Source organism: Desulfatitalea tepidiphila (assembly GCF_001293685.1).
GTDB classification, from domain to species: domain Bacteria; phylum Desulfobacterota; class Desulfobacteria; order Desulfobacterales; family Desulfosarcinaceae; genus Desulfatitalea; species Desulfatitalea tepidiphila.
Genome location: NZ_BCAG01000003.1, coordinates 554,940 through 577,639, shown reverse-complemented (window position 1 = coordinate 577,639; position 22,700 = coordinate 554,940). Strand labels below are relative to the sequence as shown.

Here is a 22,700-nt window from a genome sequence, read left to right as displayed (position 1 = left end):
ACACGAACTTGATTCTGGATACTTAAAGCATCCTGGTCAGCGTCAAGGTTTTACTGTGTGCTCGGCTTTCACTGGAAAGGCCCCATGCCGACAGGAACCATAAAAATCGACAGTCTCGTAACGGCCTGATTCTTGTCTTTCCCGTCATCCCGGACCTGATCCGGGATCCAGTGATCATTCCGATCAGCGCCGAAACTTCGTTGCGTACCCGGTAATCGCCCAAATGACAACAAGTAGTTACGTACTGTCAAAATCGACAAACTTCCACCACTTTATACTTTACACTTTAAACTTTAAACTTTTTCTATCCCTTCACCACCACCAACGGCCGCAACCGCGCCACCTTCCTGGAAATGCCGGCGCCGTGGACCACGTCGACGACTTCGGAGACGTTTTTATACGCCTCGGGCATCTCTTCGGCCAGGGTACTGCGGCCGGTCCAACGCACGAGGATCCCCTGGTCCTCGAGTTCCCGGGCGATGGAGCGCCCCTTGGCCTTGCGCATGGCCGCCTTGCGGCTGAGAACCCGGCCTGCGCCGTGGCAGGTGGAGCCGAAGGTCTCTTCCATGGCTCGCTGGGTGCCGACCAGGACGTAAGAGGCGGTGCCCATGTCGCCGGGGATCAAAATCGGCTGGCCCACCTCGCGATACGCCTCGCTCACGGCGCGCTGGCCGGGGCCGAAGGCGCGGGTGGCGCCCTTGCGGTGCACGCAGAGCCACTGCCGGCGGCCGTCGACCATGTGCTCTTCCTTTTTGGCCATGTTGTGGCACACGTCATAGACCAGGCGCATGTTCAAATCCCTCGGGCCGATGGCCAGGGTCTCTTCGAAAACCTCCCGGCAGCGGTGCAGCAGGATCTGGCGGTTGGCCCAGGCGTAGTTGGCGGCGCAGGCCATGGCGCCGAGGTAGCGCCGGCCCTCTTCGGATTGAATGTAGGCGCAGGCCAGCTGGCGATCGGGCAATTGGATGCCCAAGGTCAGCACATGCTTGCTCAGGAGCGCCAGAAAGTCATCGCAGATTTGATAGCCCAAGCCCCGCGAACCGGTGTGCAGCAGGACGGTGACCTGCCCCTCGCGCAAACCGAAGGCCGCGGCTGTATCGGGCAGGAAAATCTCCTCGACCACGCCAACTTCCACGAAGTGGTTGCCCGACCCGAGGGTGCCGAGCTGTTGTTTGCCCCGCTCCAGGGCGCGTTCGCTGACCTGTTCCGGATCGGCATGGGCCAGGCACCCGCCGTCCTCGGTATGGGCCAGATCGTCATCGGTGCCGAAGCCGTTCTGGACCGCCCAGCGGCTGCCCATGCGCAGCACGTTCTTCTCCTCCTTGGCCGACAGCTTGACCGAACCGGTGGACCCCACGCCCGAGGGCACGTGGCGGTAGAGGGCATCCACCAGTTCCCGCTTCCGGTCGCGGATGTCCTCGTAGTCCAGATCCGTGGCCGCCAGGCGCACCCCGCAGTTGATGTCGTAGCCGACGCCGCCGGGCGACACGATGCCGCTGTTCCAGTCGAAGGCGGCCACCCCGCCGATGGGAAAACCGTATCCCCAGTGGATGTCCGGCATGGCCAGCGAGGCCTTGACGATGCCGGGCAGGGTCGCCACGTTGGCCACCTGGTTGAGGGCCTGCTCCTCGCGCAGCTGGTCGAGCATGCCGGCGCTGGTGTAGACGATGCCGGGCACCCTCATCTGCCCAAAGGGTTCGACCCGCCAACGATAGTCGTCGATGCGATGGATGTCCATGGCGTCCTCCTGATGTCAAAACCCGAATTTCACCAGGTCATGGCCGCTAGATATCAAAGATCACCCTGGCGCGCCAGCGGCCGCCGTGCGGTCCGGCTTCGATCTGGTGGTAGGTGACCGCCTTGATCTCCTGGTCGACGGTATGCCGCCGGGGATCGAAATCACCCGCCGTGACCTGCGCGCGAACGGCGGTCTGGGACAGGGACTCGATGTGAAGGTCGATGAGAATCTTCTGATGCCCGTTCCAGAGATAGAGCAGTTCCCTGAGCCAGTTGACCATGAGGTCGGGCCAGTCCGCTCCGGTGACAGCGATCGTTTTCCGGCAGCTTTCAGCCGGCTGCTCCTCCCCGGTCGACACGAGCGATTGAAACAGCGCCCGGGCCGCATTGGCGAACAGGGCCGCCGCGTCGTCACCGTAGATCTCCATCCCCAGGTCGGCGGTATGATCGAAGAGGCGAAAATAACCGGGATCGAGTTGAGCCATGCCGCATTCCTCCCGCCCGCACCACCTTAGAGAAGTATTTCTCCGGTACGCTCGGTGTGATACCCCCCCAGGGCGTTGACCCGGCGTTTGAACGCCTCGCTGCGGATCACCCGCAGCATCGTTTGAATCGGATCGCTGTCGAAACAGGCGCCTGGAATCAACAGATCGTACTGCTCGGTGACCACTGGAATGAAATCCAGGCCCAGAGCCCTGGCCGCTGCGTAGATGCCGAGACCCACGTCGGCCGCGCCGCTGATCACGGCCGCGGCCACGGCCATGTGGGTGAACTCTTCGTTGGTGTAGCCGGCGACCTGGTCCGGGTCGATACCCAACTGCCGGAGCCGGAAGTCGAGCAGGATGCGCGTGCCCGAACCGCTCTGGCGGTTGATCAGGCGGACGTCCTCGCGCCGCAGGTCCTCGAGCCCCTGGATGCCCTTCGGGTTTCCGGCCGGCACCATGAGGCCCTGGTCGCGCATCACCAGGTGCACCAGCCGCACGTTGACATCGGGCAGGTACTTTTTGATGTCGGCCAGGTTGTAGGTGCCGGTGCGCTCGTCGAGCAGATGGGTGCCGGCCACGTGGCAAACGCCCCGCTTGACGGCCATGAGCCCGCCCAGGCTGCCCACGTGGCTCGATGACAGGCTCAGGTCGGCCCCCTGGGCGCGCAGTTCGTCGGCCAGCAGGTCCAGGGTGTTGTCGTGGCTGCCCACGACCACCACGGTCCGGCCGATGGCCGCCAGGGGCTTGAGCAGTTCGGCCGTCACCGGTTCGTCCTCGGCCACCCCTTCGAGTTGGGAGGGGATGCGGATGATGCCGTCGGCCTCGGTGATGCTGGTGATCTGGCCCGCCCCGCGCGGCAGGGTGGTGGCCACCAGGCGGTCGCCCACATGCCCGATCTTGACGCGCACGAACTCTTCGAGTCCCAGCTTGGAGGGAATCTTGCGCGTGGGGTAGACATCGACCCGCTCCCGGCGGGCCGGCGGCTGGCCCAGCATCCTGGCCAGCAGCGGCTCCACGAGCTGTTCGAAGGCGATGATGTTCGACACCGGGTATCCGGGCATGCCGAATACGGGCGTGGACCCGGCCCGGCCCACGATGGTCGGCTTGCCCGGCATCATGGTGACCCCGTGCACCAGGATCTCGCCGAGGCGCTCGATCACCGCGCGGGCATAATCCTCCGACCCCGCAGAGGAACCGCCCACGATCAGGACCGCGTCGGCCCCCTTTTCGACGGCCGCCCGCGCGGCGCCGGCGATGGCATCGAGGTCGTCGCCCAGCAATTCCAGACGCTCATACCGGGCGCCGGCCGCCTCGGCCAGTTTGCCCAGCACGTAAGCATTGGATTCGATGGCCTGGCCGGGAAGCAACTGGCACTCGCCCTGGCGCCGCCAATCGACCAGTTCGGAACCGGTCGGCTGGATGACCAGCCATGGCTTGCGCAGCACCTTGACCTGGAAGTGACCGGCAGCCAGCAGGGCGCCGACGCAGTAAGGCGTCACCCGGTGCCGACGGGCAAACAGCATTTCCGTGGCCACGATGTCCTCGCCCATTTTTCGCACGTTCTGCCATGGGAAGGCCGGCGCCTCGATCACCACCCGGCCCGCCTCGTGTTCCTGCACGTTTTCGATCATGATGACGGCATCGGTGCCGGCGGGCATCACATGGCCGGTATTGACGAAGATCGCACTCTCGCCGACGGTCAACGTCTTGGGTTTGGCTGGATGGGCGCCGAAGGTGTCGGTGGCGCGCACGGCGATCCCGTCCATGGCGGCCGCGTGGAAATGGGGAGAGGAGAGCCGCGCGGCCACGGGTTCGGCCAGGACCCGGCCCACGGCTTCGGGCGTCGGCACCGTCTCCGCATCGGGTGTCCGGTCGCCGAACGCCTCCAGCACGATGCGCCGCGCCTCTTCCAGGGATTTCATCTTCAAATAGACATTACGTTTCGGGACCACAAGGATTTCCTTTTCAATAGATTACAAGGACGAAAAACGATCATCACGCCAACAGCACCTCGACCTCGGCGCCCCGCTCCAACCCTTCGCTGTTCAGGTCCACGGCCATCAACCCGTCGGCCGCGATCATGGTGCGGATCAGCCCCGAGGCCCCCAGGATCGGCTCGGCCCACAGCTGGCCCTCCTTTTCCGCGAGCCGCACGCGCACATAATCGACCCTGCCCTGGGCCGAGGCCACGTTGCGGGCGAGACGGGCCCGCACCCGCACCGGCGTTTCGCCGGTCCCGCCGCCGATATGTATCAGAAAGGGACGTACCAATACCATAAACACGACCATGGCCGATGTCACATGCCCCGGCAGCCCCCAGAAGGCTTTGGTGCCGCAGCGGGCCAGGATGGTCGGTTTGCCCGGACTGATCGAGACCCCATGCACCAGGATGCTGCTTTCGGACAGGGCGGACAACACCGCCTCGGTCAGATCGCGCGTGCCCACCGAACTGCCGCCCGATACCAGCACCATGCGTTTTTCGGCCAGGGCCCGGCGACACACGTCGAGCAGGTCCTCGTAGCGGTCCTTGACAATGCCGTAGCGCTCCGGCGCGCCGCCGGCCTGGGCGACCAGCGCCGCCAGGGTGTAGGCGTTGACGTCGCGCACCTGGCCGGGGGCCGGCTCGGCGGTGACGGGAACCACTTCGTCGCCGGTGGAGATGATCCCCACCCGGGGCACGTCGAACACCCGCACCGATGTGTGACCGCACGCCGCCAGCAGCCCGATTTCCTGGGCCCTGAGGCGCCGGCCGGCGGGCAGCAACACCTCGCCCCTGGCCGCATCCTCGTCCCGGGCCACCATGTGCTGCCCCGGTGCCACGCTGCGGTACACCTCGAGGGTGGTGTCGTCGACGGCTTCGGCATGCTCGATCATCACCACGGCATCGGCGCCTTCGGGCAGCATGCCGCCGGTGGCGATGCGCGATGCCTGCCCGGGGCCGACCCGGTGATCGGGCGTCCGGCCCATGCCCACCGCGCCCACGAGGTTCAGATAGGCGGGATTGCCCTCGCTGGCGCCATAGGTGGAAGCGGCGCGGACCGCGTACCCGTCCATGGTGGCGCGGTCGAATCCCGGCAGGTCGCGATCGGCCACCAGATCTTCGGCCAGGAATCTTCCAAGGGCCTGTTCCAGGGCAATCCGGGCGGCGCCCACGGGCTCGAACCGCGCCTTGAGGGCCAGCACCGCATCGATATCCATCACGTCAAAAAATGGTTTCATTCATCCATTCCAATTCTTAAGGCCCCGATAGAGACGTTCGCTCTCCCGATCCGGCGCGCATCGAGGCGGCCGCAGATCCATCACGTGTTTTGGCCGGATGCAGGCCGGGCTTTCATGTCGTTCGCGTTGACCCAGTTCGGCGGTTCGCGTCCGTCGAGACCGGCCAGCAGGTTATCCACCGCCATGGCGGCCATGCGGCGGCGCGTGGCCACGGTGGCGCTGCCCACGTGGGGCAGCAGCACGACGTTGTCCAGATCCGTCAGGCCGGGGGTGAGCTCGGGTTCGTTTTCGTATACATCCAGACCGGCGCCTGCGATGCGGCCCGACCTGAGCGCGTCGACCAGGGCCGCCTCGTCCACCACCGGCCCGCGCGCCGTGTTGATCAGGAAAGCGCTCGGCTTCATGGCGGCCAGCTCGGCGGGGCCGATGAGGTGGCGGGTTTCGTCGGTCAGGGGCACGTGCAGCGAGAGGTAGTCGGACTCGGCCAGCAGGGCCGGCCATTCCACATAGTGCGCCTCCAGGCGGCCTTCCTGATCGGCCGGCAGGCGGTTGCGGTTGTGATAGATCACCCGCATGCCGAACCCTTTGGCCCGGCGGGCCACGGCCTGGCCGATGCGCCCCATGCCCGCGATGCCGAGAGTGGTGCCCGACACCTCGTGCCCCAGGAAATGAAACGGGGCCCAGAACTGAAAGCGGCCTTCCCGGGTGTGGCGGTCCGATTCAACGATGCGGCGCCCGACGGCCAGAAGCAGGGCCATGGCCAGATCGGCCGTGCTGTCGGTAAGCACGCCCGGCGTGTTGGTCACCATCACCCCATGCCGGGTGGCCGCCGCCACGTCGATGTTGTTGTAGCCCACCCCGAAGTTGGCCACGATCTTGAGGCGCGGCGCCCGGTCGAGCAATTCCGCGTCGATGCGGTCGGTGATCATGCACAGGAGTCCGTCGACCTCGGGCACGGCGGAAAGCAGCGCATCGCGGCCCATGGGGCGATCCAGATCATGGATGCGGGTCGCATAATCGGCGCGTATGCGGTCCGTGATGTCTTCCGGCAGATTGCCGGTCACCAGAATTTTCAAGGCATCTTCCCTTAGTCGTATCTGTGATTAATGTTGGACGACGCCGTCCGATACGGACTTTTTGTGGTTTCATCTCATTTCATTGGCCGTTTGTCCGCCGCTTTTTTGTAGATGAAATCGGTGGTCCCTTCAATGATAAAGATGGCGTGCAGGACAGATTGCCTTTGGCTGAAGACCGGGCCGTCCCGTTTCATTCCCATGGCCGCTATGTTATGGTGGCCGCGGACACTCACAAAAACTGCGACATCTACCCATAAGGAAAACGTCAATGTCCATCACGCAAGAAACGGAAATCGCCTTCCTGCTCGAACTGCATCGTGCTACGGAAGGCAATCCTAATGTCCAGAAATCGATGTTCGAAACGGGCGCGGCCATCGGTCTGGCCAAGGAGCAAGCCGGCAAGGTGGCCGAAGAGTTGATCGGGCGGGGTTGGGCCGAGGTCAGAACCCTGTCCGGGGGCATCGGCATCACTGCCGATGGCATCGAGGCGGCCGTTCAGCACGGCGGATCGGCAGCCAGATCGGATGATGCGAAGATCGGCAGCAATCCCTTTCTCGATGACCAGGGCCGGCAGGCCGTGGCGCAGATCCTCACCGCCGTCAAATCGGCCGTCGCCAGGATCGAGGCCGACTTCGACCGCATCGAAGAGATGGTGATCGACATCAAGACCATCGACGTGCAGATGCTCTCTCCCCGACCGAAAACCGCAGTCATCAAGGCCGTCCTGCGCGCCTTGCAGAACACGCTTTCCAAATCGGGCGCCAGGGAGATCGGCGACCGCATCGGAAAGGTGATTGCCTGAAGAAGGATCAATTTTTATGGCCGGTGCTTACGCCACGATCATTAAAGACAATCTGGAACGACTCTTCTCACTCGACCTGGACGAACGGGCCGCGGCCATGGGCGCTCGACGCGACGGCGACGCCCTGCAGTTCATGGCGTTCGGCGCCGCGTGCCGCCTGACCCCGGCAGGTATCACGCTGGACGGACAACCGGAAGACGGGCCGCGGGGCATCATCATCTCCCTCTACGGGCTGCATGCCACCGGCGAGGACTCGGTTCTTGAACCCCTGCAGTCGTTCAAAGAGGCCCCCAACAGCGCGCCTTACGTGGGCGCTTTCGCCAACCGCACCGAGCAGTCCCTGGTCCCCCTGGTCCCGCGTCTGGGCGACTTGCAAGAGACGATCCGCGCCCGGCTCGACGGTGGCGACGCGCCGGCCGCAGTGAGCGGCGACATCGCCTTCGTGGTGCGGCCGTTGCCCAAAATCGCCCTGTGCTACGTCTGCTACCTGCCGGACGACGATTTTCCGGCCGGCGTCACCTGTCTCTACAGCCACAATGCGCACTTGTTCCTGCCCACCGACGCCCTGGCCGACGTGGGGGAATATACGAGCCAGGCGATTCTGGCTTTAGCGAAGCAGGTTGGATAGAAATGGAAATGGGCAGACGCGCGGCCTGCCCATGTTCTTGAATCAATGGCTGCACGAGCGCATGGCCCGTGCGATGTCACGGGTGGGCGAAAAGCCCGCCCCTACGAAATTGGTTCTAAAGATTTTTTAACATCTCTTCGGCCTGGGCGGCCACATTTTCGGCGGTGAAGCCGAAGTTCTTCAGCACCGTTCCGCCCGGTGCGGATGCACCGAAGCCGTTCATGCCGACGACCCTGCCGGCGCTGCCCACGTAACGCTCCCACCCCATGGGCACACCGGCCTCCACGGCCAGGCGGGCGGTGACCTGGGGCGGCAGTACTTCCTGCTTATAGGCGTCGCTGTTCTTTTCGAACAATTCCCAGCTGGGCATGTTCACCACCCGGGCGGCGATCTTCTTTTCGGCCAGCAGCTTCTGGGCGGCCAATGCCTGGTGGACTTCGGCGCCGGTGGCGATGAGCAGGATGTCGGGGGTGCCGTCGCAATCCGACAGGACGTACCCGCCGCGGGACAGGCGTCCGCCGGTCTGTTTGCGGTCGAGCACCGGCAGCTTCTGGCGGCTCAGGGCCAGGACCACCGGCCTGTTGTTGGTGCGCACGGCCTGGATCCAGGCGTCCACGGTCTCATTGGCATCGCACGGCCGCAGGACCAGAACGTCGGGCATGGCCCGCAGCGAAGCGATCTGTTCCACCGGTTGATGGGTGGGACCGTCTTCACCCACGGCCACCGAATCATGGGTCATCACATAGATCACCGGCAGCTTCATCAGGGCGGCCACACGCAGGGCCGGCCGCAGGTAGTCGGCAAAGACCAGGAAGGTGCCGCCGTACGGACGGATTCCGCCGTGCAGGAAAAGACCGGACATGATCGCGCCCATGGCATGCTCGCGCACGCCGAAACGGATGTTGCGTCCCTCGTAGGCGCCCTTCTGGAACACCGGCAGCCCTTCGAGAAAGGTCTTGTTGGATGGGGCCAGGTCCGCCGATCCGCCCATCAGGGTGGGAATGCGTTTGGCCAGGGCATTGAGCGCTTTGCCCGAGGCGGCCCGCGTGGCCACCGAACCGTCTTCCGGCCGGAAAGTCAACAGATCCTCATCCCAACCCCTCGGCAAAAATCCGGTAATGGCATTGACCCACTCGTCGGCCGCCTGGGGATGTTCGCGCCTGAAAGCGTCATAACGGGTCTGCCATGCGGCCTCTGCCTCCCGCCCGCGTTCCACGGCCAGACGGTAGTGATCCAATACATTTTGCGGCACGCAAAAATGCTGGTCTTTGTCGCATCCCAGAAAACCCTTGGCCAGGCAGACCTCTTCTTCGCCGAGGGGGGCGCCGTGGGCATCGGCCGAATCCTGTTTGTTGGGGCTGCCGTAGGCGATGTGGGTTTTTAAAACGATCAGCGAAGGACGCCCGGTTTCGGCCTTGGCCGCGTTCAAGGCCTGCTCGATGGCCGCCAGGTCGTTGCCGTCGGCCACCTGGAGCACCTGCCAGTGGTACGCCTCGAAGCGCTTGGCGACATCTTCGGTAAAGGCGATATCAGTATGCCCTTCGATGGAGATGTCGTTGTCGTCGTAAATGCAGATCAGTCGGCCCAGGCCCAGATGGCCGGCCAGCGAGGCCGCCTCGGAGGCCACGCCCTCCATCAGGTCGCCATCGCCACACACGGCGTAGGTATAGTGGTCCACGATGGCATATTCCGGCCGGTTGTAGCGCGCCGCCAGATGGCGTTCGGCCATGGCCATGCCCACGGCATTGGCCAGACCCTGGCCCAGCGGTCCGGTAGTGGTTTCCACACCGGGCGTGTGGCCGTACTCGGGATGGCCGGGCGTCTTGCTGCCCCACTGCCGGAAGGCTTTCAGGTCGTCCAGGGTCACGTCATAGCCGGTCAGGTAGAGCAGGCTGTAGAGCAGCATGGAGGCATGGCCGCCCGAGAGAACGAACCGATCCCGGTTGGGCCAATCCGGATTTTTGGGGTTGTGTTGCATCACTCGGGTCCACAGCACGTAACCGAGGGGGGCCAGCCCCATGGGGGCGCCGGGGTGACCCGAGTTGGCCTTTTGAATGGCATCCATGGCCAGGGTCCGAATGGTGTTGACACAACATTGCGAAAGGATATGGTCCTGATCCGTCTTGGGGCTATCCATCTGTCGTTTCTCCTTGGGGTCCGCCGGCCTGGCGACCGGGACCATATTCATGATGACGCGGTTTCGTTCCGATGCTCTTTCTGTTTTTGCTGTCCGTCGGCATCGCTTCCGGCCGGACGGCAAGGCTTGTTACAATGGATTGAGGTTGTATGCAAGTCACGGATTGAAGGCCGCTACCCCTTACAATCCCCTGAGCCATTCCGGTTTCAAGGGCACCTGGCCGGCCAGGGCTTTGTCGATGAGATCGAGCACGGCCTCACGGTCCCGGGGCAGCCTGGCCCGGATGGGAAGATAATTCGATGCGTGGTTGGCATGAAACAGCCCCTGGGACAGATGGGTGTGGGCAAAAATGGTGCGCAGTTCCCGGAGCATCTCCTCGGGTTCGAGCAGGGGGAAGCGGCCCTCGCGGTAATCCTGGTAAAGGGGGGTGTTGGGCACCAGCATGAGGCTCAGGGCGCCCACGTAATCGGGATCGATGGCCGAAAGCACCCGGCCCGTGGCCTCGGCATGGATCTGGGAGCGTTCGCGTCCGGCAATGCCGAGAATGACCGTAATCGACAGCTTGAAACCAGCCGCCTTGGCCCGTCGGCCCATGGTGATCATCTTTTCGGCGGTGGCGCGTTTGTTGATCGCCTTCAGGGTGTCGTCATCCCCGCTCTCGAGTCCCATGTAAAGAATGCCCAATCCATTGGCGTGCAACTCCTTGAGTTCCTCATCGCTTTTCATGGCGATGCTCTTGGTGTTGGCATAGGAACCGATCCGGGTCACCCAGGGCAGCTTGCGGCGGATGGTTTGCAGGATGTTGAGCAACCGCTTTTGGGGGATGATCAAGGCATCGCCGTCGCAGAGAAACACGCGGCGCTGGCGCCGACAATGTTCAGCCGCGAAATCGATGTCCTGCATGATGATGTCGTCGGGTTTGATTCTGAAACGCTCGCCCCGATAGGTGCCGCAGAAAGTGCACTTGTTGTGCGAGCAACCGACCGTTACCTGCAGCAGAATGGAGTTGGCCTCGCTGGGCGGCCGGATGATGTTGCCTTCGTAATGCATTGTCGATCCTACCTCCTGAAATAATTTAGACCGTCGCCGGTCCAAGTCCATGCGCTTTATCAGATTTAAGGCGGTAAAAAAAGGCGTGCGTGTCAATTGCAGCGTTTCTAACTGAATGTCATTCATTAGACCCGGCGCGGATAGAACAGGTGACCGATGCCACACGCCAAGCAGTCAAGTACCGGTAAAATGCACGGCAGGCGGCCCAGAAACTCGCTGCGCTCAAACCGTCTGGGCCGCTTATCCGCCGTTTGCATTTAACTGGCTCTATGACAGCAGGCTCACGTGGCCCTGGCCACCTGCCCCACCCACGCCTGCCATCACCGTTACGATGCGAATTTTTTTTAAGACAATTTCTGAAAAGCATGCCCTTCAGGATGAATAAAGTTCAGTTAGAATCGCTGTGTCCATGGCGGCCATCGACACGCTCGAGTTTTCGCTTTCAATCCGCCGGATTCCCATTATAATGATGAAACAGCAAAGAACGCAGACAATCCAGGAAAGGAGAGACAGATGAAAACCATCGAACGCATCCTGTTCCCCGTCGATCTGACCGAAAGCTCCGAACGGCTGGTGCCCAATGTCCTGACCATGGCGGAAAAATTCAACGCGACGGTGCACGTCGTTTTTGTGGTCCGGATCTTTCAGTATTTCACCGACATCTATGTCGCCCCGCCGTCGATTTCCATCTTTGAAAACGAGCTGGTCGAAGGCGCCCGCAAAAAAATGGACGAGTTTTTAACAAAGCATTTCAATCATCTGCCCAACACCCAGGGGGAAGTGTTGCTGGGTGATCCATCGGATGTCATTATCAATTATGTCCAGGAAAAGGACATCGATATGATCGTGATGGGAACCCATGGCCGCAAGGGGCTGGATCGCGTGCTGTTCGGCAGCGTGGCCGAGCGGGTGATCAAAACGGCCCGTATTCCGGTGCTGGTGGTCAATCCCTATCACGAGAAGAACGCTTAACGCATCGGCACAACGCGCGGGCAGCCGCGGGACCGGATCGAAGGTGTGCTAGGGCTCCAGTTTACGTGCCCATTTATAGAGGCCGGGATTGGTGCACACTTCGTAGTACTTTTTAAAGGTGAAGCGAACCGGTTTCAGCGATACCGGATGGACCACGGGAATCTGGGCCTCCCGGATTATCAGACGCTGATAGCGCCCGCTTTTGGTGGGGAATTTTCCCAGGTAGAGATTGTACTTGTGGTTTTTGCCGGCGCCGGGAGCATCGGGCAGCATTTTAAGATCGATCTCTCTGGTCAGTTTTTCAAAGCCTTCCGCATTCAATTCGATGCCGTTGACGTTGTAACGCAGGGACAGATCGTCGGCCGTGGCGGCAATTTCCTCCTCCGAATGCGTCTGGAAGACATACAACCGGAAAGGCCCCTTGTGATTGGCCATGGCCCGCCGTACCGTCTTGGAGCAGCTCGACAACCGATCGGCATGATTGATGGCCGATGAAATCATGATGCGGTTGTTGCCGTCGAAAAGAAAAGTGGGGGCCTTGTTCAGGTAGCTGATGCCGATGCCCAGTTCCAGGACGGGCAAATCGTGTTTGCGGCTCTTTTCGTTGGACCGCTGGATGATGATCAGCATATTGATGGCCAACCCGCAGGCCCGGGCCACACTGTACCAATCGCCGGGCGTATCCTGGCGTTCAAAAATCGACAAGATGATGGCATCCCCCTCGATGAACACCTTTGCCGCATCGTAATCGGTCAATATCTCCGAAATCGGGTCGAAAAAATTGAGACTGAAATAGGAGGCCGGATTCAGTCCTCTTTCGTTCATGCGGTGGGTCAAATCGGTCGATCCCCTGACGTCCGCCTTGAGGACCACGTGGTTGATGATGGGCTTTTTCGAAGAATCCTGTTCGTTGGGAAGCAGGAATTCATAGAGGGTATTGTTCTCGCGGGATAGGGTGACGATCTTCTCCTCTGTCGCGATCTGCACCCGCTGGATGGCATCCTTGATGACGTCGCAGATACTCACGTCGCGGTGGTAATGGGCAAAAGCGTGCATGAAGCGAACCAGGTACGCTTTGCGCTTGGCGGTGGTGATCTGCTCCATGGACTTGATCTTCCTGTTCAGCGGCGCCAGGCTGAAGCTGCGGCCATACACGGCGGAGAGTCGTTTCAGTCGCTGCCTGACCAGCCGCCGCGACTTTGGCAGTGCCAAATACTGCATGATCTGCTGAGGGACGAGTGGGGGGCAGTATTCCAGATACTCGGGCTGCATCTCGTATGCGGCCGAAATACGTTCCACGAGACCCTTTTTCAGAAATTGCCGGTAAAAGTAATTCAACATCAACTTCTGGCTCTTTCCCAGCCGTTTGAGCCTCGCGATCTCCTCGGGATCCGTCTTTTTATTTCGAAGTGCCTGCACCTCCGCGCGGGTGCGCTGCCAGTTGAACAGATGATCCATGTTGTCCAGGTGCAGCAGCCACGCTTCGATCTTTTGCAGGTAGGTCTTATGCGCTTGTTCTTCCATTTCAGGCGTTTGCACTCCGGGAAGTGCCGCCCGTTTGTCCACGGGAAATACCTTTTTGGATCGATCCGGGCCATCGGCAGTGCTGATCAGATGCCGGACGAAGTAAAGCAGACCCTCGTAGCGATCCGGGTCCTCGATGCGGCGCCCCAAGGCGACATCGTACTCCAACAGGACAAAGAGCTCATTGTCCGCACTTTCCAGGTGCAGCAGAGAGGTACCGAGCACATCTCCGAAAAAGGAACCGCTGTTGCCGAAGATCGCCTCCCGCATCGGCTGGATCTCCTTGCGCTCGATGTCGATCCAGAAACCGCAGATCTCCTTTCCCACCCGCTCCAGTAAAGCGGCCCGATCTTGAAGGATGAGTTGCAGTTTGTTTTTGAGCTTGGGCGACTCGCCGGCATCGTTATGGACGGCCAGTTCCGATTTACGAGCCGATTTTTTCAGGCTTCCCACCAGGTGGTCGTACTGGGAACGGACCTCTTCGAGAAGCATTTTGACGACCGCCGCCTGGGCCAGACATTCGACCTGGGGTTCGCGAAGCGCCTTGGCCTTGTTGAGCGCATCGCGCATGATCTCTTTGTAGAGCTGTTTATAGCTCTCGATCTCCTTGGCCCAGCTGACGTTCTGATGATCGGGTTTGCGCTTTTCGAGGCCTGCATGCCGTTTGACCAGCTGGGTGACGATCTTGCGGGTTGCGGCGGTAAAGATGGGGCTGACGAACACATCGTGTCGGATGTTGTCCACCCCCGGCACCAGGCGATCCACGGAAAAACCGACGACATATTTTTTAAGATCGAAATGGCTGAGCGCAGGCAACTTGGGCGTGTTTGAGAAGAAAAGGCTGATCATGATTGCACCAACTCGGAAAAGCGACCTTCTTCGACCAGCTTGAGAAGGCTCGCCACCACCTCGGAATCGTAGAGTTTTCCGCTGTTTTTCTGAAGCTCGTCGATGGCGTGCTGCAGGCCCAGCGACGGGCGGTAGGGACGGTGGGAAGCAATGGTCTCGAATACATCCGCCACGGCCAGAATGCGCGCCGGCAGCAGGATATCTGACCCTTGCAAGCCCTGGGGATAACCGCTGCCATCGATCCGCTCGTGATGCTGCAGGATGATATCGGCCAAGGGCCAGGGAAACTCGATCTGCCTGAGAATGTCGTAACCGGCCTTGACGTGGTTTTTGATCAATTCGTATTCCAGGTCGGACAGTCGTCCCGGTTTGGCCAGGATCCCCGCCGGAACAGCGATCTTTCCAAGATCGTGTATCACGCTGGCCATTCGAAGCCCGTAGACATCGTCTTCCGTCATGCCCATCTCGGCCGCGACGGCGCAGGCCAAATCCGCCACCCGCTGCTGATGGCCGGCCGTATAGGGGTCGCGGATTTCCACGGCCACGGACATGGCCTGAACGATGCCCTCCATGGCGCGCCTGAACTTATCCAGGTTGATCTTGAGGTCGCCGAGCGCCTTTTTAAGCTCCTGCCGGGATGCCCTTTCGGAGAGCACGCGTTTGAGCCGCGCCACGAACTCGGCGATGCGGAAGGGTTTCTGGATGAAGTCGCTGGCACCCTGTTCGACGATGTCTTCGTAGTTGAAGTCATCGACATAGCCGGTCATGATGATCACGTCGGCGGCATATCTGGACTTGATCAGCCGGCCCAGTTCGATGCCGCTCATCTCGGGCATGCGGATATCGGCGACGACGACATCGATGTTGTGCCGGGCCATTTGATCGAGCGCAGTACTCGCCCCCTCGGCGACGAAGCATTGGTAGCCGGCCAACTGAATTCCGCTTCGCAGCATCTCACGGATGACCCGATCGTCATCGACGATCAGAATGGTGTTATGGACCATGTTCTTCACATCCTGAAAACCAGCCCGGGATCAACTCTATCCCCAATCGGTTCCGGCCGGCTGTGGGTGGCGCTGTTACTTTTCCGGTATCAGACGCAGCTCGACGGAACGGGCGTGCGCCTCCAACCCTTCGATGCGCGCGAGGCACATGATGTCGTCGGCCTCCTCTTTGAAAGCATCGGGGGTGTAGTAAATCACACTCGTGTTTTTCAGAAAGTTATTGACGCTCAGGGCCGAAGAGAACCGGGCCGTACCGGCGGTGGGCAACACATGGTTGGGACCGGCCACGTAGTCTCCCACCGGTTCCGGCGTGAAGCTGCCCATGAAGACGGCGCCGGCATGTTTGATGCGCCCCAGATAATCGAAAGGTGCCTTCACCTGAAGTTCGAAATGCTCGGGCGCGATGCTATTGGCCAGGTCGATGGCGCTATCCAGATCGGGCACGCAGATCAGCGCGCCATAAGCTTTGAGCGCCTGTTCGGCAATCTGCCTGCGCGCCAACCGGGCGGCCTGGCGTTGAAGGGATTTCTGAACCGCGACGGCCAGCGTCTTGGAGTCGGTCAACAGAACCGCCGATGCGCGGGGGTCGTGCTCGGCCTGGGCCAGAAGATCGGCGGCCACGAAATCGGCGTTGGCCGATTCATCTGCGACGACCAGCACCTCGCTCGGCCCGGCGATCATATCGATCTGCACGGTACCCGCCACCAGTTTTTTGGCCAACGTCACGTGAATGTTGCCCGGCCCGACGATCACATCGACTTTGGGAATCGTTTCCGTCCCATAGGTCAGGGCGGCGATCGCCCAGGCGCTGCCGGCCTTGCAAACCGCATCGACGCCGGCCATCTTTGCGGCCACCAGCAGATGGGGACTGACCGCACCGTCCCGGGTGGGCGGCGTGACCATGGTCACGCGCGGGACGCCCGCGATTCTGGCCGGAATGGCCCCCATCAGCACCGAGGAGACGAGCGGTGTCTCCCCGCCTTTCGCACCGGGCACATAGACGCCGGCCGCATCCACCGGATGGACCATTTGCCCCAGGAAAGTCCCCGGACGCGGGGTATCGAACCAGGAGCGCGGCAGTTGCTTGCGATGAAATTCGCTGATCTGTTCGATGGCGCGTCCGAGCGCCCGCTTGAATTTTCGATCGACCTTGCGCTCGGCCGCCGCGAACTCCTCCGGGGTGGCAGCGATCTGGTCGACCGAGAAATCGGGGGCGTCGAATTGGCGGGTATAGGCGATGAGGGCCTGATCCCCCTCTTTCCGTACGGTTTCCAGGATGCGTTGCACCGCCGCCAACTCCTTGCGGCTGAAAGCCAGATCACGGGCAACGATGCGGTCGAGCCGTTTGACGGCAGCTTCCGATGGATATTCCAATATGTTAATCACTGTCTTCCCCTTGTCGGTGTGATGGCATCCGCCAAAAAATATCGGTTTGTCAGCAAAAAATTCGAATATGGGCAATTGCCGCATGGGTGTCAAGTAGCAAAGTCGGCCCAGGGATTCTAAATGAATGCGGTTCATTAAACCCGGCCTGGATGGAACAGGTGGCCGATGCCACACGCCAAGCGGTCAAGTGCCGGTAAAATGCACGGCGGGCGGCCCAGAAACTCGCTGCGCTCAAACAGTCTGGGCCGCTTGTCCGCCGTTTGCATTAAACCGGCACTATTGACCGCAGGCGTATGTGGCCCTGGTCACCTGCTCCACCCACGCCTACCATCGCCGTTGCCATGCGATTATTTTTATCAAACAACTTCTGTAATCCATGCGCTTCAAGGTGAATCACATTCAGTTAGAACTGCTGGTGTCGGCCCGCGGCCGTGGCCAAATGCACAGGCCCCTGCCCCCTCTTTGGATCGTCCAAATTGGCATTGACTTATCCATCGGAATTTAAGATAGAAAGACGTTTTGAATGCCTCGACAGGTTAGCGTCATCACATCCTTGACTGCTGGGATCTGCCGTCATCACTCATATCAATGGAGGTCATCTCATGAGTCCGAAACGCATCTACAACTTCAACGCCGGCCCGGCTGCACTCCCCTTGAGCGTACTGGAAGAGATCCAGAGAGATTTTCTCGATTTCAAGGGCTCGGGCATGTCCATCACCGAGGTCAGTCACCGGTCGAAATGGTTCGATGATGTCATCAACGACGCCGTGGCCCGGGTGAAACGCCTGCTCAAGCTGGACGACCGCTATCAGGTGATGTTTTTGCAGGGCGGGGCCAGCATGCAGTTTTGCATGATTCCGATGAACTTTCTCGCCGACGGCCGCAGCGCAGACTATGTCAACACGGGCACCTGGTCCACCAAGGCGATCAAAGAAGCCAAGATCCTGGGGAAAAAGGTCAATGTCGTGGCCAGTTCGGAAGATCGAAACTTTGCCTACATTCCCAAAAATATCCAGTTCACCCCTGATGCGACCTACGTTCACATCACCACCAACAATACCATCAAGGGAACCCAGTGGGCCGAGATGCCCGACACCGGCAAGGTTCCCCTGGTGGCCGATATGTCCTCGGACATCTTTTCGCGGCCTTTCGACGCCAGCCGTTTCGGCCTGATCTACGCCGGTGCCCAGAAGAACATGGGGCCGGCCGGCGTCTGCCTGGTGGTAGCGCGCGATGACCTGCTCAAGCTGGAACCGGCAAATTTGCCGACCATGCTCAAGTACTCCACCCATGCCGAAAAGAACTCCATGTTCAACACGCCGCCCTGCTTTTCCGTGTACACCGTTCAATTGGTCCTCAAATGGCTGGAGGAGACAATCGGCGGTCTCGACAGCATGGCCCGGATCAACCAGCAGAAAGCCGATCTGCTCTATGGCTATATCGACCAGAGCGGCTTTTATAAAGGCACCGCGGATGCGGACAGCCGCTCCCGGATGAACGTGACCTTCCGGCTGCCCAGCGAAGAGCTGGAGAAAAAATTCGTGGCCGAAGCCCTGAAAAACGACCTGGGCGGACTCAAGGGGCACCGATCGGTGGGCGGCTGCCGGGCATCGATCTACAATCCGACCCCACTGAAAGCGGTGGAAGCCCTGGTCGATTTCATGAAACAATTCGAAAAGAGCAACGGCTGATCGTTCATCGCCTTCGCTTTTCTCACGCGCCATCACCCACTGGACAGGCGGCGTCACCTGAGCGTCTGCCCAGTGGTCTTCTCGCTCCACCCCACCTCCGCATCCGGCCAAACGCCTTTTGGGCCGTCGAACCCCCGAAAGGTGCCGAATGTCGCTTCTGGTTTTTTTGTCATCTTCTCAGGTCGTCATCCCGTCCTTTATCGAAGCCCCTTTCCATACCCGACACCCGGTTCATGACACCCGCCGAACGTTCCCTTACGCGAGATGCTGTCGCTCCCGGTTCTGCTTGACAATACCGATGATTACCCATAATTACATGTTAAATTAAACCTATTAACAGGATCACTTTTCCCAGAGACCCCTATTGTATCTTAGATGCCTTATGATTGTTCGGCTTAACCAATACCAATCTTAACGGGAGGCTTGGCATGGACAAAATCTTACGTATCAACATGAGTGGCAGCGCCGGTCCGGAGATCAAAACCGAACCCCTCGGACCCTACGCCGGGTTGGGCGGACGCGCCATGACATCGACCGTCGTGGCCAAGGAAGTGCCCCCCACCTGCCATGCGCTCAGCACCGACAACAAACTGGTCATTGCGCCCGGCCTGCTCAGCGGATCGGCAGCGGCCATGTCGGGCAGAATCTCCGTGGGCTGCAAAAGCCCCTTGACCGGTGGCATCAAAGAGGCCAATTCGGGCGGCCAGCCATCCCAGATGATTGCCCGGTTGGGCTATGCGGCGATCATCCTCGAAGGCGCCCCCAAGGACGACACGCTCTACAAAGTGGTGATCAACAAGCACGGCGCGACCATCCAGGCGGACAACAGCCTCAAGATGCTCGGCAACTACGACCTGGTCGACAAGATCAAGGCCGAGTTCGGAGAAAAGGTAAGCTGCATCTCCATCGGCCAGGCCGGCGAGATGAAACTGAGCGCCGCTTCCGTGGCCTTTACCGACATGGAGCAGCGTCCGACACGCCATGCGGGCCGGGGCGGTGTGGGTGCGGTCATGGGATCCAAGGGAATCAAGGTCATCGTCATCGATGATGCCGGCACGTCGATGCGCACCCCCAAAGACCCAGAAAAATTCAAGGCTGCCAACAAGGAATTCGTGGCCGGTCTGCGCAAACATCCGGTCACCGGCCAGGGGCTGCCGGCCTACGGCACCAACGTGCTGACCAATGTGGTCAACGAGGCCGGCGCCTACCCGACGCGCAACTTCAAAACCGGCCAGTTCGAAGGCGCCGCCAAAATCAGCGGCGAAGCCCAGGCCGAACTGGAAAACAGCCGGGGCGGCGAGGGATCGGCCACCCACGGGTGCCATCGCGGATGTGTCATCCGGTGCTCGGGAACCTTCTACGACAAAAACGGCCGCTTCGTAAGCAAGCAGCCGGAGTACGAAACCGTATGGGCCCACGGCGGCAACTGCGGCATCGACGACCTGGACGCCATCGCCAGGATCGACCGCATGGATGACGACTTCGGCCTGGACACCATCGAAATGGGGGCCACCATCGCCGTGGCGATGGACGCGGGCCTGGCCAAATTCGGCGATGCCGAGGGGGCCATCCGACTCCTGGAAGAGGTCGGCAAAGGCACTCCTTTGGGCCGAATCCTGGGCAGCGGCGCCGCGGTCACCGGCAGGGTGTTCGGCATCGAGCGCGTGCCGGTGGTCAAAGGCCAGTCCATGCCCGCTTACGATCCCCGGGCCGTCAAAGGAATGGGTGTGACCTATGCGACGACGACCATGGGTGCGGATCATACCGCCGGTTACGCGGTGACGGCCAACCTGCTGGGCGTGGGCGGCAGCGTGGATCCTCTCAGCCCCAAGGGTCAGATCGAACTGTCCCGGAATCTGCAGATTGCGACCGCCGCCATCGATGCCACCGGCATGTGTCTGTTCATCGCGTTTGCTATTCTGGATCAGCCGGAAACCTTCCAGTCCCTGATCGACCTGATCAACGGTTTCACGGGAGCGAACCTGACGGCCGACGACGTGACCGCCCTGGGCAAAACCATCCTCAAACAGGAACGGGATTTCAACGCGGCCGCCGGTTTGACCAAGGCACACGATCGCCTGCCGGATTACTTGCTCAAAGAGGCCTTGCCGCCCCACAATGTGACCTTCGATGTGAGCGACAAGGAACTCGATGAGGTATTCAACTTTTAATCCCTTCCCCGTCAACCGCCAATAACCGCGGGGCGCCGCAACCCGGCGCCCCGTTTGATTTTGCCGCCATGACAACCACCGCATCCCTCGTCATCACCACGGGCCAGCCGCAAGGCCTCTTATCCTCAGCCCTCTTTGGATCGGGTGTGGGGATACCGGCCCAGGTCGGCATGCCGCTGATCGAACTGCTCTGCGGCCGGATCGGCATTACCCCCGGTTATCTCGACCAGCGGGTGCAGACGATCTTCGTCGACGGGCGCACCGTGGATCGCCCGGAAGATATCCGTGTGACGGAACATGCCACCGTGGCCCTCTCTGCGGCCATGCCCGGCCTGATGGGCGCCACCTTGCGCAAAGGCGGCCTGCTGGCCGTCTTCCGCAAAGACATATCGCAACGGCCCACCGACCGCCTGGAAGCCGGACACCACGACACCATGGTGACCCTGAAACTGTTCAATATGGTGGCCAAAGAGTTGGGCCCAATGCTTCTGCAGCAGGGAATATGGCTCAAAGGCCCGTCCCTCGCCCGCCACTTCGCGCAGCTATCGCCTTCGGCCCTGGCCGCCATAGATAGCGTGGTCTGGAACGGCCAATCCCTTCCGCCCGATCGGCTGCCTGCTGTCGCCTGGCCCGAGGGTTGGATACGGTTGGTCGTGCTTTCCCCCTCCCCATAAAAAAACCGAAGCCACCTCTCGGCAGCTTCGGTCTTTTAAGGAAGGACTTCAGGTCAACGAAACCCTTTCGTGAGGAACGGAAGGGGTTAGTCGCAGAGTTCGAACAGGGCCGCGGCACCCATGCCGCCGCCGATGCACATGGACTCGACGCCGAACCTGGCGCCGGTGCGCTGCATATTGGCGATCAAAGTGGCACACAGCTTGGCGCCGGTGCAGCCCAACGGATGGCCCAAGGCGATGGCGCCGCCATTGAGATTGATGCGGTCCATATACTTTTCCAGGCCCAGTTCGCGGATGGAATACAGCGCCTGGGAGGCAAAGGCCTCGTTGATCTCCCAGACACCGATGTCGTCAATGGTCATGCCGGCCAATTTGAGCAGCTTGGGAATGGCATATCGGGGACCCACCCCCATTTCGTCCGACCGGCAGCCCACGGTGGTGTAGCATTTCAGTTTGGCCAGGGGTTTGATGCCCAGTTCCTTGACCTTTTCGCCGCTCATCAGCACCGTGGCGGCCGCGCCGTCGGTGGTCTGGGAGGAGTTACCGGCTGTGACCGAGCCGGTCAGCGCAAAAGCCGGACGCAACTTGGCCAGGCCTTCGAGGGTCGTTTCAGCCCGCACGCCGTCGTCGAAGTCCTGAATAAAAGTTTCGCGCTTGTAGGTCCCATCCTTCTGGAGCACGAACTTGGTGGCCGGCGTGGGGACGATCTCGGTAAAACGCCCCTCTTTCTGGGCAGCGGCGGCCTTCATCTGGGATTGATAAGCAAACTCGTCCTGCATCTGGCGGGTGATGTTGTAGCGATTGGCCACATTTTCGGCCGTGATGCCCATGGAGACGAACAGATCGATCTCTCTTTTTTCCAGATCCGGATAGGGCCTCGGCATGTTGCCGCCCATGGGCACGTAGGTCATCGATTCGATACCTCCGCCGATGGTGACATCCGACCAGCCCGCCATGATGCGCATGGCGCTGTCCGCAATGGCTTCCAGGCCGGAGGCGCAAAACCGGTTGACCGTGGCGCCGGAGACCTTATCGGGAAAACCGGCGAGCTTGGCCCCATTTCGCCCGATATTCAGTCCCTGCTCGGCTTCCGGAAAGGCGCAGCCGATCATCACGTCGTCGATATCGTTGGCATCGAGCTGCGGCACTTTTTCCACCGCGCTTTTCAGAATAAAAGAAATAAGATCCAGGGGCAGTGTATCTTTCAGAGCGCCTTTGGCCCGCTTGCATCCCGGCGTGCGGACGGCACTGACAATATATGCTTCTCTCATGATATCCCTCCACAAATAGGTTGG

17 protein-coding genes are annotated in these 22,700 nt (G+C 61.0%); 6 read left to right on the top strand and 11 right to left on the bottom strand.

Features of this window, described 5'->3' with window-relative positions:
• Positions 1-304 precede the first annotated feature (304 nt).
• The 5 genes from DFT_RS07160 to DFT_RS07140 form a co-directional block, all read right to left on the bottom strand.
• On the bottom strand, positions 305-1,738 hold the full coding sequence (locus DFT_RS07160) for an RtcB family protein (RefSeq protein WP_054030540.1): 1,434 nt from the start codon (positions 1,736-1,738) through the stop codon (positions 305-307).
• A gap of 46 nt (positions 1,739-1,784) precedes the next feature.
• On the bottom strand, positions 1,785-2,222 hold the full coding sequence (locus DFT_RS07155) for an archease (RefSeq protein ID WP_054030539.1): 438 nt from the start codon (positions 2,220-2,222) through the stop codon (positions 1,785-1,787).
• 26 nt (positions 2,223-2,248) lie between these two features.
• Positions 2,249-4,174: a molybdopterin biosynthesis protein gene (locus tag DFT_RS07150; RefSeq protein WP_152971891.1), complete on the bottom strand. Its 1,926-nt coding sequence runs from the start codon at positions 4,172-4,174 to the stop codon at positions 2,249-2,251.
• 43 nt (positions 4,175-4,217) lie between these two features.
• The gene (locus DFT_RS07145) at positions 4,218-5,441 is read right to left on the bottom strand and encodes a molybdopterin molybdotransferase MoeA (protein WP_054030538.1); all 1,224 of its coding nucleotides are present in this window, start codon (positions 5,439-5,441) and stop codon (positions 4,218-4,220) included.
• An 80-nt stretch (positions 5,442-5,521) separates the two neighbouring features.
• Entirely contained in the window at positions 5,522-6,517 is a 996-nt protein-coding gene (locus DFT_RS07140; RefSeq protein WP_054030537.1) for a 2-hydroxyacid dehydrogenase, read from the bottom strand.
• A 268-nt stretch (positions 6,518-6,785) separates the two neighbouring features.
• Here DFT_RS07140 and DFT_RS07135 point away from each other — a divergent pair, with 268 nt between their 5' ends.
• Together DFT_RS07135 and DFT_RS07130 are read left to right on the top strand one after the other, a co-directional pair.
• Complete coding sequence (locus DFT_RS07135) at positions 6,786-7,319, top strand: hypothetical protein (RefSeq protein WP_054030536.1); 534 nt, start codon at positions 6,786-6,788, stop codon at positions 7,317-7,319.
• A gap of 16 nt (positions 7,320-7,335) precedes the next feature.
• Positions 7,336-7,947, top strand: a complete 612-nt coding sequence (locus tag DFT_RS07130; RefSeq protein WP_054030535.1) for a DUF3786 domain-containing protein — start codon at positions 7,336-7,338, stop codon at positions 7,945-7,947.
• A 115-nt stretch (positions 7,948-8,062) separates the two neighbouring features.
• On the opposite strand, the gene tkt is transcribed toward DFT_RS07130, so the two are convergent.
• Positions 8,063-10,084, bottom strand: coding sequence for a transketolase (tkt, locus tag DFT_RS07125; RefSeq protein WP_054032393.1), 2,022 nt, complete (start codon positions 10,082-10,084; stop codon positions 8,063-8,065).
• A gap of 180 nt (positions 10,085-10,264) precedes the next feature.
• Positions 10,265-11,134 carry a radical SAM protein gene (locus DFT_RS07120; RefSeq protein WP_054030534.1) on the bottom strand — a complete coding sequence of 290 codons (870 nt, stop codon included), beginning with the start codon at positions 11,132-11,134 and terminating at the stop codon, positions 10,265-10,267.
• Positions 11,135-11,647: 513 nt separating this feature from the next.
• Between DFT_RS07120 and DFT_RS07115 the strand changes: the two genes are divergently transcribed.
• A complete protein-coding gene (locus tag DFT_RS07115; RefSeq protein ID WP_054030533.1) occupies positions 11,648-12,106 on the top strand; it encodes a universal stress protein in 459 nt (152 codons plus the stop codon).
• A 48-nt stretch (positions 12,107-12,154) separates the two neighbouring features.
• Here DFT_RS07115 and DFT_RS07110 read toward each other — a convergent pair whose 3' ends face one another.
• From DFT_RS07110 to hisD, 3 genes are all read right to left on the bottom strand, one after another.
• The gene (locus tag DFT_RS07110; RefSeq protein ID WP_054030532.1) at positions 12,155-14,479 is read right to left on the bottom strand and encodes a nucleotidyl cyclase domain-containing protein; all 2,325 of its coding nucleotides are present in this window, start codon (positions 14,477-14,479) and stop codon (positions 12,155-12,157) included.
• The gene (locus tag DFT_RS07105) at positions 14,476-15,483 is read right to left on the bottom strand and encodes an HD domain-containing phosphohydrolase (RefSeq protein WP_054030531.1); all 1,008 of its coding nucleotides are present in this window, start codon (positions 15,481-15,483) and stop codon (positions 14,476-14,478) included. The genes DFT_RS07110 and DFT_RS07105 overlap by 4 nt, the downstream gene beginning before the upstream one ends.
• 75 nt (positions 15,484-15,558) lie before the next feature.
• Complete coding sequence (hisD, locus tag DFT_RS07100; protein WP_369688305.1) at positions 15,559-16,869, bottom strand: histidinol dehydrogenase; 1,311 nt, start codon at positions 16,867-16,869, stop codon at positions 15,559-15,561.
• A 602-nt stretch (positions 16,870-17,471) separates the two neighbouring features.
• Between hisD and serC the strand changes: the two genes are divergently transcribed.
• The 3 genes from serC (at position 17,472) to DFT_RS07085 (ending at position 21,405) form a co-directional block, all read left to right on the top strand.
• Complete coding sequence (serC, locus tag DFT_RS07095) at positions 17,472-18,560, top strand: 3-phosphoserine/phosphohydroxythreonine transaminase (RefSeq protein ID WP_054030530.1); 1,089 nt, start codon at positions 17,472-17,474, stop codon at positions 18,558-18,560.
• A gap of 428 nt (positions 18,561-18,988) precedes the next feature.
• Positions 18,989-20,731: an aldehyde ferredoxin oxidoreductase family protein gene (locus DFT_RS07090; RefSeq protein WP_054030529.1), complete on the top strand. Its 1,743-nt coding sequence runs from the start codon at positions 18,989-18,991 to the stop codon at positions 20,729-20,731.
• Positions 20,732-20,799: 68 nt separating this feature from the next.
• A complete protein-coding gene (locus DFT_RS07085) occupies positions 20,800-21,405 on the top strand; it encodes a hypothetical protein (RefSeq protein WP_054030528.1) in 606 nt (201 codons plus the stop codon).
• A gap of 86 nt (positions 21,406-21,491) precedes the next feature.
• On the opposite strand, the gene DFT_RS07080 is transcribed toward DFT_RS07085, so the two are convergent.
• Complete coding sequence (locus tag DFT_RS07080; protein ID WP_054030527.1) at positions 21,492-22,676, bottom strand: thiolase family protein; 1,185 nt, start codon at positions 22,674-22,676, stop codon at positions 21,492-21,494.
• Between the last annotated feature and the right edge of the window lie 24 nt (positions 22,677-22,700).